Consider the following 14556-nt stretch of genomic DNA (forward strand, 5'->3'; position numbering starts at 1 on the left):
GATCGGACAGGTCTTGGAAGAGCATTGCCGCAGTAATGGAGGGTATTGACGTTGCAGCAACCGGACGTATCTGTGGACGACATCAACCGCTTAGCCGGTCAAATGAAGGAGCACTATTCGTACGCGACGCTGGAGCAGGGATGGCGCTATTACCGCAAGAATGCAGTATCCCATGTTCATGAGGACGCGGGAAAAGCTCGGGTAATCAGGGCTGAAGTGCATGAGACGGAACGCTATCATGTGAGCCTCCATATGAAACGTGTCGAGGCGAGTACTTGCACTTGCCGAACTGGGAATGAGTGCAAGCATAGGGCGGCGCTGTTCTTTCAATTATGCGAGGCAGCAGGGAAGAAGCCTGAACTGTACCTGTCTGATTTCCGTCAAGCCTTCATTGAGCTTGAGAGACAACGTACGGCTGCTCGCAAGCGTGAAAAACAGAAGGCCGAACGGGAACGCCGCGTTAGAGCGAGTCAGATGACCTTATCAGCAGATGCTTCCGCCAAGGACTGGCATCTCTTATTTCATAGAAAATACGCACGGCCGTTTACAGACTTCCAATCCTCTGTCGTGGATATTACCAAGTGGGTTAAGGAGCAGCTGTATCGTGACAGCGAAGCGATGGCTGAGCCGGTGCGGACGCTGCTGCGCATGCATGTGCAGTTGTTCTTGATTCAGCAATTGGCTGAGCGCTATACGCAAGCTGCACGAGGCTACCATTCTCGCGATATATCCGCGGATGATGCTGTTCGTCCTTGTATGGAGGAGCTTACAGAATTAAGCCGCCGCTTCGCAGGCTCAAAGCTACCAAAGGCCTTTAAGGAGCATCTTCGTCACTTAGGTGTCGTGGCAGAGCAGGTGGCGCTATCTGAAGAGGAGTCCCCTGTAGATAGACTAGCTGCCTTTGCACTCGTGTGGTCGGGGGTATTGAACGATCCCGAAGAGCTGCAGCTTGAGCGTACACGGCTTAAGGAGAGGTTGAAGCCGTTATCCGAGCTTCGTCCCCGCCTGCGTGATTCAATTCGGGTCGCGCTTATCCATATTGAATCGTTGCTTGGCTGTGACGAGGATGCAATCGCTCATGTGCATTCGCTTACTTTCTATAATGAACCTGAGCGCTTTGTACAGTATGCTAACGCTCGGATGCACAGTGGAGATCACGAGAAGCTGCTGATGTGGTTGAAGGCGCTGGCTCCGATGGTCAGCCAATCCCGCCAACGAGAGCATTTGGAACGGTATTGGATGTTGTGGAAACAGGCTTATGATGCACACGTAGGTATGCATCAAGAACTTGATTCGCTGTTGCTGGCACTGCTGCCTGGTATATACCCGTATCTGTCTTCTTTCCTCCTAGAGCAGGGAAGATATCGTGATTGGGCTGATATTCAGATCGCACGCCGCATATCGCCGGAGGAGGCAGATGCTGCTGAATGGAGGCAAGTCGCTGCCGCGGCGCCAGACATGCTGCTGCCGTTATATCATCAGGCCATTGAACGGCATATTGAGGAACGCAATCGCGATCAATACAGGATAGCGGTTACCTTGCTGCATGAGCTGCGTTCGATGTATGAACGCAAGGGCTCTCTTTCGACGTGGGAGCGGTACATGGATAACTTGCTGGAACGGTATTCTCGGTTAAGAGCATTTCAAGAAGAGTTGAGAGGAGGGGCACTGCTTACATGATCGAACAATCGCCTTGGAACGTAGAATGCTTGAGACGAAGCGACGGTACATTCCTGGTATTTCATAGTGGAATGAGGCGGGACGTGCGAACACTGAAGCATCTGTTGTTCGGTTGGCATGCTCCTTCCTTCTACGGTACGATGCTCCCTGTAGAGGGAGAGGGGCGTATTGAAGGGATTGTTGTTACCGCGGCTGAAATGCTGGAGGTGATAGCGATGACGCCGCACGTAGGTTGGACAGAGTTGAAGTCAGGAGACAGCTTCCGCATTCTAAGTGAAACGGCTAAGCTGTATATGGCTCTGCTGCAAGAGGGGCGATATGAGCCGTCTTACGACAAATGGAGAGCGGGTGCATTCGGCTGGGAACTGCTGCTAAGCGAATCCGAGCAGAAGCAGCAGCGCGAATTGCTTCACCAAGCGCAACAGATCGAGCATCCCGAGCTTGTCCATTGGTTCGATGTGTTGATGACAGAACTGCTAACGGATAATCAGGAGCGAGACTCATTGCGCGCTGCCGCTCTGCGTGCACGCCCGGAACTGGAGGAGCTGCGCATTCCCCTGCAATCATCGCAGTGGACGGGGGAGCAAGATTGGCTCGAAATGATAGGCTGGACCCGAGATGAGACACCCTTCCGTGTTGTGCTTCGTATTGATGAGCCGGAACAGGAGCGGATGCCTTGGGCGCTTCGCATCTTGCTGCAGGACAAGATGGATCCGAATGCTCTAATTGGATGCGTATTGAGCGAGTATAGGATTGATGGCGAGATCAGGAGTCAAGTGAAAGCAGCTGCTGGAGATTTCCCGGAAGAATGGAAGCCATTCCTCCAAGAGAGGCTGATTCGAGATATCGGAAAGGTGCTGCAAATCGCCCCTTGGCTTGAGGATTCCGGGGTTAGCCGGAAGCTTCTATTGGAGCAGCCGGAACGCACCAGTATGCATGAGACAGAAAATGGTTTGAAAACAAAGCAAGAAGATCAAGAGGACACAGAGAACCGTTCTCTCCGATTGAAGACGAAGCTTGGCGAAGAGGATGCATGGCGCTTCTTAGCTGAGGGAAGCCTTCAGCTAGCAGAGGCTGGGTTCCGGGTCATTGTGCCTGCTTGGTGGCAGCGTGTGCGCCAGATGAGAACTCGGCTAAAGGCGAGGGTTCCTTCTTCCGCAGGTTCCTTCTCCGCTTCTGCGATGGGATTGAATCAGATGATTCAGTTCGATTGGAGACTCGCGGTAGGTGACGTGAACTTAAGTGAAGCGGAATTCCGTCAGCTCATCGAACAAGATCGCAGGCTGGTTCAACTCCATGGCCAATGGATTCAATTGAATCCGGATGACGTGAAGGAAATTCGCCGCTTGATGAAGCAAGTCGATGGCGGTGGGATGACATTCGGCGAGGTGCTTGAGCATCATATGGCCATGGAACGGAAGCGTCTGGAGGAAGGGCTGCTGGATGAAGATATTGAGCGTGACAATAGCCTACAGCTTGAACTGGAACTGAATGAGCAGTTGCAGCATTGGCTAGGCATGCTTCAGCATCATGAATCGATCCCGCCTAGTGAGTTGCCGGTAGGATTGCAGGGAACACTGCGGAAGTATCAGGCTGATGGATACTCTTGGCTAATGTTCCTTCGTCAATTCGGCCTTGGCGCCTGTCTTGCGGATGATATGGGGCTTGGCAAGACGATACAATGGATAGCCTATGTTCTGAGAGTAAAGGAAATAGAACCGGCGTCGGGAGCTTCTCTATTGATATGTCCAACCTCGCTCATTGGGAACTGGCAGAGAGAGTTGGAACGATTTGCGCCGGATGTTCGAGTGTATTTGCATTATGGTGCTGACCGAATTCGGGATGAGCGATTTGCAGAGGAGATTCGCATGGCTGATGTGGTCATCACAACATACACGTTGGCCTTGATGGATCGTGAGTTATTATGGCAAATCATGTGGAACTCGCTATGCTTGGATGAGGCGCAAAACATTAAGAACCCTTATGCGAAGCAGTCTGCGGCCATTCGGAAGCTGCGCGCGAAGCACCGGATTGCCTTGACCGGTACGCCAATGGAGAATCATTTGACGGAGCTGTGGTCGATCTTTGATTTCGTAAATCCAGGATATTTGGGTACGTTGGCACAATTCCGAAGAACGTACGTGAATCCGATCGAACGCAGTCGAGATGCAGAGTGGACGAAGCTTGTGCAGCGACTAGTGCAGCCATTTCTGCTGCGCAGGCTGAAGCGGGATCCTGAGATTCAGCTTGACTTGCCGGATAAGAATGAATCGAAGGTCTACGTTCCTCTGACCGCGGAGCAAGCTTCGGTGTATGAGCAGACGCTGCAGACACTGTTCGATGATCTGGATCGACTCGATCCAATGGAACGAAGGGGCAGAGTACTCACTGCGTTGACGAAGCTGAAGCAGGTATGCAATCATCCATCACTTGTGCTGCGAGACCGAGTATCTGGACGGGATTCCGCTCGTTCAGGCAAACTGACACGCCTGCTAGAGATGCTGGATGAGCTGCAGTCGACGGGAGAGCGGAGTCTCATCTTCACACAGTATGCTGAGACGGGCAAGCTGTTGCAAGAGGTGCTGGAGCGAAACATGAAGGAGACCGTTCCGTTTCTGCATGGCAGTGTACCGAAGGCAGAACGGGATCGCATGGTTCAGCGCTTTCAGGACGAGTCACTTCCAGCAGAAGAACGTCCGCGCATCTTCATTCTGTCGCTAAAGGCTGGTGGAACGGGACTGAATTTGACAGCTGCCAATCATGTGTTCCATTACGACCGCTGGTGGAACCCAGCGGTGGAGAATCAGGCTTCCGACCGGGCATACCGTATTGGGCAGACGCGGAATGTGCAGGTGTATAAGTTGATTGCACTCGGCACGTTGGAAGAGCGAATTGACGATATGATTGAGCAGAAGCAAACTTTGAATGAGCAGGTAATTGGCGGTGGAGAGAAGTGGATTACAGAGCTGTCCCCAACCGAACTGAGAGAGTTGTTCGCCTTAAGGCGGCATGTCATGGAGTAAGGGATTTGTCCTCATTCTTCTGCGTGGAATGGTCTGCATAATTTTTCTAATTATACAGACAATATTGTCCATGAGGAGGATGATGGACATGTGCAGGAGACTCTCGATTTCCGCTAATCTATCAGAGATTGAATGGGCATTTGGAATTGAGCAGGTGCTCTACCCCTATCAACGGCGCTTCAACATTAGTCCGACGCAGACGGTGCCGGCTATTAGGGAGCTTGAGGGTAGACGTGTGTTGGATGAATACCGGTGGGGGATGGTACCCTTCTGGGGCAAGGATTCACTGAATGCTGATATTTATTCCATTCATAAGAATTCAGCATACTGGAAGCTGACAGAGCGACAGCGGTGCATCATTCCGTGCAGCGGGCTCTATTATTGGCGGCAGGAAGGCAAAAAGAGTTACCCCGTTCATGTGGTGCTTCGCAAGCAAGGGATCTTCGGCGTAGCGGGATTGTACGAAGTATGGCGCGACGCACAAGGGAGAGTGCAGCAGACTTGTACGCTGCTAATGGCGCGTTCCAATGAGCTAATTGCGGAATTCGAGACACGTATGCCAGCTATATTGGATCCAGAGGAGGCCGATGCGTGGCTTCGCCCAGTCTCGACTGAGATTGAGGCGCTTGCCAGACAACTGAGGCCCTATGCTTCGGAACGGATGAGACTGTACCCGGTTACTTCGCTGATTGAGAATGAGCATTATGATCATTCGGACTGCATTCAGGAATTGGATGTAAGGCTTGGTCGAGTTAAGGCCTGACAGCAGGGGGAAATAGGGTGTCTGCTGACGGTTCAGGATGCAGATGAACAATATCGCAAGAAACAACAAGGAACAATGCTCTTTGTTCAGCCTTGACTCGAACAATCGGGTCGAGGCTGTTTTGCTGTACTGCACTTATGGTCAAGTGGTTGCAGCTTGACATAGAGATACAGCTGGTATAGGATAACTTCTCCCTTTTATGTATGGTGAGCATGCTATAATAGCTTTTACAACTGAAGTTCGGTGAGTGAATTGGGGAGAGGGGAGATTTCCATGCAGCGTAAGCCCTACCCGGAATGGTCATGGTCGCCGTCGCGTCATGTGCTGTTCGAAGAGTGCAGACGCAAGTATTTCTATCATTATTATGCCTCGCACAATGGATGGTTTCGAGATGCGCAGCCATTGGCAAGGCAGGCCTATCAGCTGAAGCAAATGACCAACCTGCATCTTGTATTCGGAGAAGCGATGCATAAGATGGCAGAGGCTGTATTGATGCAGATGAACCAATCCAGTCGGGTGATGGACGCTGAGGACATCGTTCGGCGAGTACGAAACTTGTTGAATCAGGCGTATACGGACTCGCTTGACGTGGAGGCATGGAGAGAACTTCCGAAGCAGCGCACAATGCTGCATGAAATGTACTATGGCAAACAACTGCCAGCCCGTACCATTGAAACGATTAAGGCTCGGATCCCGATACTGGCCGACCGTTTTCTGAACAGTCTCAGTGTGCAGCATTTTAGACAAGATTCGGGTGTCCGGCTTATGGAACTGGAACGCTTAAATACAATATTGTTAGCAGATACGAAAGTATATGTGAAGCTGGATGTCATGTTCCGTCAGGATGATCAGTACATTATTGTAGATTGGAAGACGGGGCAGGAGGATGAGCGCAATAAGACGCAGCTGCGCCTGTATGGATTATATGTGCACCGGGTGTACGGGGTTCCCTATGAGAAGCTTGATATTCGTACAGAGTATCTACTCAGCGGCAGCTGTGTAGAAGATCATGTACATGAAGAAGAGATGGAAGAGTTAGAGCGCCACGTCATAGATAGCATGCTGCTCATGCGTGACTACTTGGAGGAGCCGCTCCGCAATCAGCCGCTCTCGATTGAAGCATTCGAGCCGACCGAAGAGACTAGACGTTGTCGTCGTTGCCCTTTTTTGGAGATATGCGAATACGGGAACCGTAATGAGGCCGTATCGTAGCCATATGAATATAGACGCTTCCATCTCCACCAGTATAGTGGTTTTGGAAGCGTCTTTGCATTTTTTGTGGAAGACGTACCTGTTTGCTACTGACGAATACGAATTGGGGCAGTCTGTGAGATGAGTGATTTTAAGGTGTAAATTGGTCTAGAATGTTCTGTTTATTATTGACGAAAAGAGGCAGTTATTCTTGAAATAGAAGCAGCATGTGAGAGGGTTGAGGCTAGGTAGGAGCGTATTTTGGCAGAACATTAAAATAATCGTTTGAATTTATGAATGGAACCGTGTATACTACAACTACAGAAACATTCAAACATTCGTTTGATTATTGTAATGATTACGATTAAGCAGATAAAGCACCTTCAATGCAATCATTCGGAATTAACGTGCTTAATCTTCAAGGAAATTAACAACAATATAGGTAATGAGGTGAATGCAATGGTTGCACAACGTTCAACGGAAGATCTGGAGAACATTCAATCGCATACGCTCGATAAAGAAGATGTATGTGAAATTGTATGTTATGACGCTGTTAAAATTAATGCTTTAAAGGGTCGGGTTGAAGACAACGAGGTACAGGGCATGGCTCAAATGTTCAAGGCGTTATCTGATCCGACACGGATGAAAATGGCATGCTTGCTGGATGAAGGGGAAGAGTTGTGCGTATGCGACATGGCGATATTGACAGGCCAATCGATTGCGACAACTTCACATCACTTGCGAGTGATGAAGAATCTAGGCATCGCGAAATCACGCAAGGATGGTAAAAATGTGTTTTACACCTTGAGTGACCATCATATTCGGTTGCTCGTTCGAATGACACTAGAACACTTGAGAGAGGAGCATTGTCATGACGACGCGGAGCACAGAAAAGGCTGATGAACGAATTGCATATCGGGTGCAGGGATTGTCGTGCGGCAACTGCGCTAGGGAAATGGAAGGCGAGATTCGCCGGTTGAAGCATGGCGAGGATGCCACATTAAGCTATAACAGCGGTACACTCAAGATAAGCAAGGACATTGATGTGGCTGCCGTAAAACGGATATTGCGTACAGATGGCGCCAAGCTGGTCGAATCAGGCGGAAGAGCTGCCGCAAGCGCTGCAAGTGCTCCAGTCCAAGGTCACATACAATGCGCTTGTGACGGTCATGACCATGAGCATTCCCACGAGGGGCATAGCCATGCAGGACATTCGCACAGTCATTCCCATAGCCACTCAGGTGGCAAGGCGCATCAACATGACCATGGGCATGACCACGGAGCCGAGGGTCATGGACACGATCACAGTCATGGGGATATGAATCGAATGAAGTGGCTGCTGGGCATCTCAGGCTTGCTCTATGTTGCAACATTTATTTTAGATAGCTCGCTGCCGAACGGTGTTCTGATAGGCATGTATCTGCTCGCGATGCTGCTTAGTGGATATGGCACCTTCATGAAGGGACTTCGCAATCTGCTGCGGCTGCGCTTCAATATGGACACTTTGATGACCGTGGCGCTTACCGGGGCAGTTGTTATCGGAGAATGGAAGGAAGCAACACTCGTTGCCATCCTGTTCGGATTGAATGAGATGCTGGAAGGCTACGGCATGGAGCGTGCTCGCCAGTCAATGGAAGCTCTGCTGGCGGTAGCTCCGAAGCAGGCAACTGTACTCCGCGATGGGCAAAGTATAACCATTCCGATTGAACAGCTCGTTGCAGGAGACATTGTACTCGTTCGGCCGGGTGAGAAAATTCCTTCAGACGGTACGGTCGTTGAGGGGAACAGCGCTGTTAACGAAGCAGCCATCACTGGTGAATCGCTGCCGGTAGCCAAAGCGGCTAACGATGTTGTGTTCGGGGGCAGTGTGAACACGGACGGCATTTTGAAGGTTCGTATTGATAAAGCCTATGAAGATTCCTCATTGGCAAAGATTTTGCATCTTGTGCAGGAAGCTCAGGATACGAAGACGCCAACAGAGTTGTTCATCGATCGATTCGCTCGTATCTATACGCCAATTATCATGATTATTGCAGCACTAGTAATGCTTGTGCCTCCTCTTCTTATGGGTGGAGAGTGGTATAAATGGTTCTATCAAGGGCTTGCTGTTCTTATCGTCGGATGTCCATGTGCACTTATTCTTTCATCGCCAATTGCAATCGTCAGCGGAATTACACGCAACGCTCGCAACGGAATTCTGATCAAGGGCGGCGTCCATTTGGAGCAGCTCGGCAAGATTGAAGCACTGGCTTTTGACAAGACGGGTACGTTGACGAAGGGAGAACCTGCTGTACAAGATGAGGCAATTTATGATGAAGAACGCTTCTACCGCGTAGCTGGTTCTATTGAACAGGCTTCTCTTCATCCACTTGCGAAAGCTGTTATGCGTCATCTGGAGGCCAAGGGACGCACTTCCTTCGAAGAACCTACGCATAGTGAGACCATACCGGGAGAAGGCATACGGGCTGAAATCAACGGTGCTGTATACTGGGTAGGCAGCGAACGCGTCATTGATAAGCTGCAAGGCGGTTCTGCTGATCGCGTACAGCAGGCGCGAGAGGCTGCAGAGCAGATGAAATCACGTGGATTAACCTTGGTAGTGGTTGTGTCTGAACAAGATGGTGAGCCGCTGGGTGTGTTTGGATTGGCCGATGAGATTCGTGAAGAGAGTAAACGGACGATAGCAGCACTGCATGCCGCTGGGGTGAAGCATACGGTCATGCTGACTGGCGACCACGCTCAATCTGCGGAGCAAGTAGCGAAGAACGTAGGCGTGACAGACTGGTATGCGCAATTGTTGCCACAACAGAAGGTCGACAAGATTAAGGAGCTTGGCAAAAAGTATCCGGTCGCCATGGTGGGTGACGGCATTAACGATGCACCTGCACTTGCTTCAGCTAGTCTAGGTATTGCGATGGGCAAAGGAACGGACAGTGCCGTTGAGACGGCAGATATCGTCCTGATGCAAGATCATCTTGGCAAGCTGCCAAGCGCCATTCGAATCTCGCATAAGGTCAACCGTATCGTACGCTGGAACATCGGACTTGCGCTGGGACTGAAGATCATTGCTCTGCTGCTTACGATTCCAGGTTGGCTGACACTCTGGATTGCCATCCTATCCGATATGGGAGCAACCATTGTAGTTACCTTGCTCGGTATGACGGTACTCCTTGGACGGGATCGTGAGGAATAACGTGAGAGATTGCTTTTATTGAAAAAAGTAAACACCAGAAACCGTATATACCGCCTGTCTTCTCCATTTTCGGAGGGGCAGGCGGTTTTTTGTAATTGAGGGTCTCTCTTACAAGCTTCTGGATGCGCGTGAGGCGAAATTTTTCTCAAATAGAAGATAGTTGTTGTCGGTTCTTCCTTGGTACACAAAGCCTGCCCCTCGATAGAATGATTCCAGTGCGGCAACACCAGCAAGGCAGTCGAGCCGGATGTTGTACTTGTCTGGGAAATCAATACCGCTCTCGACCCAGGCCAATATGTCACGTCCGATCCCTTGACCCGCATAATGGCGGTTCACAGCCAGTCGGTGCACATATACAGCATCCTCCAATGAATCATCCCCCCACAGCGTACGATCCCAAGGACTTGGCGTTGTTAACAGCATCACCATACCAGCAAGCTGCTCTTCCTGTTTGAACAGGAAGACATCGCCGTTCAAAATTGCGTTTGCAGTCTGGTGAGAGTCTTGTCCCTCAAGCAATGGATTCCATTGCGTAGAGCCTTGTTCGTGAAGCCATCGTGCAGTATTATGCAGCAACGCCATCACGGCTTCCGTGTCAGATGGAAGTGCGCGAACGACGCGGAGCCCGTTAGGCAATGACTGATTTCGAATCAACCCTTTATTCACAACAATACCCCTCCATTTTTACGCCCTATGTCCATAATAGTTATTCGTGCTAAGGCGGTAATTATATTGAAGCTATTGTATCGCATCAACCTCGATTTTTGCACTGCTGATACGGAACACGGAAGCAGAAGCATTTCTAGAGTAAGAATGGGATCAGTCGGGCATCCTTACAAGATATGGATGGAGCAACTGGAGGTATATGTTCATGAATGAGGCATGGATGCCAGCACGGCAGATGAATAACAGGGATACAAGACAGAATAGGGATGCTGCGATGGCTGCGCAGAATGGGAGCATGGGAAATCGAAAATATGTCATGCGAGCGATATGCTGGGGAGTACTATTCTCATGCTTGCTGCTAGCAGGATGTGGATCTACGATGACCGTCTCCTCGGGGGAAGCAGCGTTTTATGCTGGAGAGCCATTGGTTAGTGAACAGGCAGTGCATTCCCCTTGGATCGCAACGAAAAATATGACCCGAATCAATACAGATGATCATGTGAAGGCAGCTGTCACCATATCTCGCACAGTATGGCCTGGGCACATCGATGAGCAGCGACCGAATGGCGTCGTGCTTGTGCCTGATGAGCAGTGGGCGACTGCGATGGCTGCGGCTGATTTGATTCATTTCCCTAACAATGGCCCTCTTCTCTATATCAAGACAGATCGATTGCCAGAGGAGACACGAGCAGAATTGCAGCGCTTGAAGCCTAAGGGAGCTCCTGATAATAAAGGGGTTCAAGTTATCGTTGTAGGCAAGGTAGATGGGGCAGTTATAAATGAAGTCAAGAAGCTCGGATTCAAGATGGACGTTATTGCTGGGGGTAAGCCGGCAGAAGTGGCGGCAGCGATTGATGATTATTATGCTAGAGTGAGCAAGGAGCGGCCGATGTCGGTAATAATCGTCTCCTCAGATGAACCAGCTTATGCACTGCCTGCGGTCAATTGGATTGCACATATGCAGGAGCCTGTCTTGTATGTGAATAAGCAGGGAATTCCACAGGCTACGGCTGATGCGCTTGCCAAGCGCCGCAAGAAGGCGGTTATGTATATTCTTGGCTCGGAGAACATTATTCCACGGGAAGTGACCGATGAACTTGCAGTGTTCGGAAGGGTAGAGCGGATTGCTGCTGCGACGCCAGTCGAGCAGGCAATTGCCTTTGCGCAATATAAGGACAAGAAAACGGGGTTCGGGTGGGGAATAACCACGCCAGGCCACAATTTCTCCTTCGTGAAGGAAGGAAATGAGTGGCTGGCGATCGCACAAGCCCCTTTTGCGCATTTGGGCAAACATGCCCCGCTGCTCTGGGTACAGCGGGATCAGGTGCCAATGGCGGTGTATGACTATGTGCAGTCGATCAGACCCTATTACGAGCATAGTCCAGTAGAAGGGCCATATAATGCAGCCTGGTTAACAGGAGCGGAAATGTCCGTTGTCCCACGAATTCAAAGTGAGCTGGATGCTTTGCTTGAAATTCAAGCGAGGAGCGGGGCAGGACACGGATCTACTCATCATCACAGTTCGTGATTCAGAATAACGTAGCATGCAAGCTTCCTTCCCCGACGCTGATTGTTTCGGAAGGAAGCTTGTTATATACGGAACGTTAGCTGAATAACGTGCAGGTACACGTTGACAAGCTATTCAAGGAGGTTGTTATCTTGCCCTCAGTTGTTGTAACATGCTGGGTGATTTCAAGCTGGTTGAGACGGCTTACTAGCTACAATTCGGAGCCGCTTATAATCGCCAGTCCACTCACCGTTATGATACAGAGCAGGTCGGCATTTTGCTTGAACCAATTCCATAAAGTCTGGAATATCCGCCGATGATAAGGATGAAGTAAAATCATGCGTGAAGGCATGCAGCCAATGGAGCAGACCGTTCTCACCGTCAGTCAATAACGTGGGGCGTTCGAAGTGAATCGCAGAGGTGACTTGAAATCCGGCCTGCTCAAGAACAGTGCTGTATTCGCCAATAGTCGGATAATACCAGGGATGAAGCGGCTTCGGATCGATACTGAAGTGTTGCTCTAGAACCTCCTCGATGGCTCGGACAATAACTTCCACATTCCCTTTGCCTCCAAGCTCTGCGACGAAGCGCCCGCCAGGACGGAGAGCGGTGTAGATATGGCGTGCGGCTGCTTCAGGCTTCTTTACCCAGTGGAGGGCGGCGTTCGACAATGCGGCATCAAATGATCCTGCGTAATGTCCGGGGCATTCGGCGGTGATATCCATGGGGATGAAGGTGAGGGAGGGATATTTGTTGCGTGCCTGCTCAATCATGTTGACGGATTGGTCGATTCCTACTACTCTGGCCCCTGCCTCTGCCATGTTAGCTGCCAAATCGCCCGTCCCGCATCCCACATCAAGAATTCTCTCTCCTGGCTGTGGCGAGAGCCATCCTACTACATCTGTGCCATACTGCGATACGAATTGAAGCTTGCTGTCATACAGTACAGGATTCCAATGATGATCGATTGACATTAGGCAACGCCTCCTCTTTTGTTACTTTCGATAGGATTGATCCACTTCAATTAGTATGACAGATGGGATGTATATAGGTGAAATATATAATATCTATATACTTTATAGTTTTTAATTATTAAAAGACCAGGTTGTTGCTAAGTGATGGCAATCTTTGATAAATAATCTTTCATTTTGCACAAAAGAAATGGAAAAATGGACGGCTTTCCATTACATTTAAGGAAGGTGAAAAAAAGTTAGAAGAGGTGAATAGATTGGGTAAATCTTCAAAATCCAAACGTGCGAAGCAGCCTGGTCAGACTAGACCTTCAACTTCAGCATCCACTGCTGGACAATCCCGGCCAACGTCAGCTTCACGCAGCAATAAAAAGCGTAATGACCGCATCTTCATGTTCATGATTCCTGTAGCCATTGTGGTTCTGCTCGGACTTATATTTGTATTGAACAAGCAAGGGGAGCAGATCAAGCAGGATGAGGTCTTGAACAGACCTGCCGTTCAGTTCGATCTGACTGGACAGCCGACACTTGGTTCTACAGAGGCGAAGGTGTCAATTGTCGAATTCGGTGATTACAAATGCCCTGCATGTAAGGACTGGGAAGAAACGGTGTTCCCGCAGTTGAAGAAGGACTTTATCGATACGGGAAAAGTGAAGTTCACCTTCATTAATTACCCGTTCATTGACAACTCCTATTTAGCGGCGAATGCAGCAGAGGAAGTGTTCCGTCAGAAGCCGGAAGCATTCTGGCCTTATCATGAGGCAATTTATCATGCGCAGGGCAAAGAGCAAGACAATTGGGTGACAACCCCATTGCTCGTAGACTTAGCCAAGCAGGTGTCGCCAGACATCGATGTAGCGAAGTTGGAAGATGCAATTGAGAAGCAGGCGCACAAAGACGCTATCGCGCAGGATTTGAAGTTAAAGGATCTTGCGAAGGTATCAGGTACGCCATCTGTGTATGTGAATGGCAAAGAGTTTACAGGTCAATGGGACAGCTACAGTGAATTGAAAGCGTTCATCGAGAACGTATTAAATGAAGCGAAATAGCATCTACAACGAGTATACAAGCGGTAAGTGATTCGTTCGTTAATAGTGTTATTCTTTTAAATCAGGAGGTAATGATATATGTCTGTAATCCGGCGTTATGCATTATATGTTGCTTGGATCATCTCCCTGATTGCAACTTGTGGAAGCTTGTATATGAGTGAACTATTGTTGTGGGAACCGTGCAAATTGTGTTGGGTTCAGCGGATATTCATGTATCCGCTCGTCCTTGTGCTGGGGATTGCTGCATACCGCAATGACCGCAGTATCGTTCGGTATACACTCCCGCTATCGATTATCGGCGGGTCAGTATCAACCTATCATTATTTGCTGCAGAAGGTACCGGGGATGGCAAGCTTAACTCCTTGCCGCTCTGGGGTTCCGTGTAATTACGATTATATGGAAGGCTGGATTACAATTCCGTTGTTGGCGTTTATCGCATTTCTACTCATCACGATTCTGCTGATCATCGCACGCAAAAACGAGCCAGAGGAATAAGGCGTAGGGTTGTCGACG

The 14556-nt window shown here is 49.7% G+C and carries 11 protein-coding genes; 9 read left to right on the forward strand and 2 right to left on the reverse strand.

Annotation, left to right across the window (positions count from 1 at the left end):
* Positions 1-51: 51 nt before the first annotated feature.
* The 6 genes from BLS15_RS13325 (at position 52) to BLS15_RS13350 (ending at position 9850) form a co-directional block, all read left to right on the forward strand.
* Entirely contained in the window at positions 52-1680 is a 1629-nt protein-coding gene (locus BLS15_RS13325) for an SWIM zinc finger family protein (RefSeq protein WP_090511949.1), read from the forward strand.
* Positions 1677-4703, forward strand: coding sequence for a DEAD/DEAH box helicase (locus tag BLS15_RS13330; RefSeq protein WP_090511953.1), 3027 nt, complete (start codon positions 1677-1679; stop codon positions 4701-4703). The genes BLS15_RS13325 and BLS15_RS13330 overlap by 4 nt, the downstream gene beginning before the upstream one ends.
* 88 nt (positions 4704-4791) lie before the next feature.
* Positions 4792-5466 (forward strand): SOS response-associated peptidase, encoded by a 675-nt coding sequence (locus BLS15_RS13335; protein WP_090511958.1) that lies wholly within the window; start codon positions 4792-4794, stop codon positions 5464-5466.
* Positions 5467-5739: 273 nt separating this feature from the next.
* Positions 5740-6678 carry a PD-(D/E)XK nuclease family protein gene (locus BLS15_RS13340; protein ID WP_021256196.1) on the forward strand — a complete coding sequence of 313 codons (939 nt, stop codon included), beginning with the start codon at positions 5740-5742 and terminating at the stop codon, positions 6676-6678.
* 438 nt (positions 6679-7116) lie between these two features.
* Positions 7117-7557, forward strand: a complete 441-nt coding sequence (locus tag BLS15_RS13345; protein ID WP_036592279.1) for an ArsR/SmtB family transcription factor — start codon at positions 7117-7119, stop codon at positions 7555-7557.
* Positions 7529-9850 (forward strand): heavy metal translocating P-type ATPase, encoded by a 2322-nt coding sequence (locus tag BLS15_RS13350; protein ID WP_021256194.1) that lies wholly within the window; start codon positions 7529-7531, stop codon positions 9848-9850. Before BLS15_RS13345 ends, BLS15_RS13350 begins: the two co-directional genes overlap by 29 nt.
* A 108-nt stretch (positions 9851-9958) precedes the next feature.
* On the opposite strand, the gene BLS15_RS13355 is transcribed toward BLS15_RS13350, so the two are convergent.
* On the reverse strand, positions 9959-10516 hold the full coding sequence (locus tag BLS15_RS13355; RefSeq protein WP_021256193.1) for a GNAT family N-acetyltransferase: 558 nt from the start codon (positions 10514-10516) through the stop codon (positions 9959-9961).
* Positions 10517-10721: 205 nt separating this feature from the next.
* On the opposite strand from BLS15_RS13355, the gene BLS15_RS13360 reads away from it, so the two are divergent.
* Complete coding sequence (locus BLS15_RS13360; protein WP_021256192.1) at positions 10722-12044, forward strand: cell wall-binding repeat-containing protein; 1323 nt, start codon at positions 10722-10724, stop codon at positions 12042-12044.
* A 164-nt stretch (positions 12045-12208) separates the two neighbouring features.
* On the opposite strand, the gene BLS15_RS13365 is transcribed toward BLS15_RS13360, so the two are convergent.
* On the reverse strand, positions 12209-12997 hold the full coding sequence (locus tag BLS15_RS13365; protein WP_090511961.1) for a class I SAM-dependent methyltransferase: 789 nt from the start codon (positions 12995-12997) through the stop codon (positions 12209-12211).
* 245 nt (positions 12998-13242) lie between these two features.
* On the opposite strand from BLS15_RS13365, the gene BLS15_RS13370 reads away from it, so the two are divergent.
* The gene (locus BLS15_RS13370; RefSeq protein WP_231515200.1) at positions 13243-14043 is read left to right on the forward strand and encodes a DsbA family protein; all 801 of its coding nucleotides are present in this window, start codon (positions 13243-13245) and stop codon (positions 14041-14043) included.
* A gap of 78 nt (positions 14044-14121) precedes the next feature.
* Positions 14122-14538, forward strand: a complete 417-nt coding sequence (locus tag BLS15_RS13375; protein ID WP_021256189.1) for a disulfide oxidoreductase — start codon at positions 14122-14124, stop codon at positions 14536-14538.
* Positions 14539-14556 lie beyond the last annotated feature (18 nt).

The sequence above is a fragment of the Paenibacillus sp. cl6col genome (genome assembly GCF_900102125.1).
Classification (GTDB): Bacteria; Bacillota; Bacilli; order Paenibacillales; family Paenibacillaceae; genus Paenibacillus_B; species Paenibacillus_B suaedae.

What these genes read in the sequence shown, in the direction of transcription:
- BLS15_RS13335 (WP_090511958.1), top strand. Translation starts at nt 4,792, where the DNA reads ATGTGCAGGAGACTCTCGATTTCCGCTAATCTATCAGAGATTGAATGG.
- BLS15_RS13375 (WP_021256189.1), top strand. Translation starts at nt 14,122, where the DNA reads ATGTCTGTAATCCGGCGTTATGCATTATATGTTGCTTGGATCATCTCC.
- BLS15_RS13350 (WP_021256194.1), top strand. Translation starts at nt 7,529, where the DNA reads ATGACGACGCGGAGCACAGAAAAGGCTGATGAACGAATTGCATATCGG.
- BLS15_RS13345 (WP_036592279.1), top strand. Translation starts at nt 7,117, where the DNA reads ATGGTTGCACAACGTTCAACGGAAGATCTGGAGAACATTCAATCGCAT.
- BLS15_RS13360 (WP_021256192.1), top strand. Translation starts at nt 10,722, where the DNA reads ATGAATGAGGCATGGATGCCAGCACGGCAGATGAATAACAGGGATACA.
- BLS15_RS13340 (WP_021256196.1), top strand. Translation starts at nt 5,740, where the DNA reads ATGCAGCGTAAGCCCTACCCGGAATGGTCATGGTCGCCGTCGCGTCAT.
- BLS15_RS13365 (WP_090511961.1), bottom strand. Translation starts at nt 12,997, where the DNA reads ATGTCAATCGATCATCATTGGAATCCTGTACTGTATGACAGCAAGCTT.
- BLS15_RS13330 (WP_090511953.1), top strand. Translation starts at nt 1,677, where the DNA reads ATGATCGAACAATCGCCTTGGAACGTAGAATGCTTGAGACGAAGCGAC.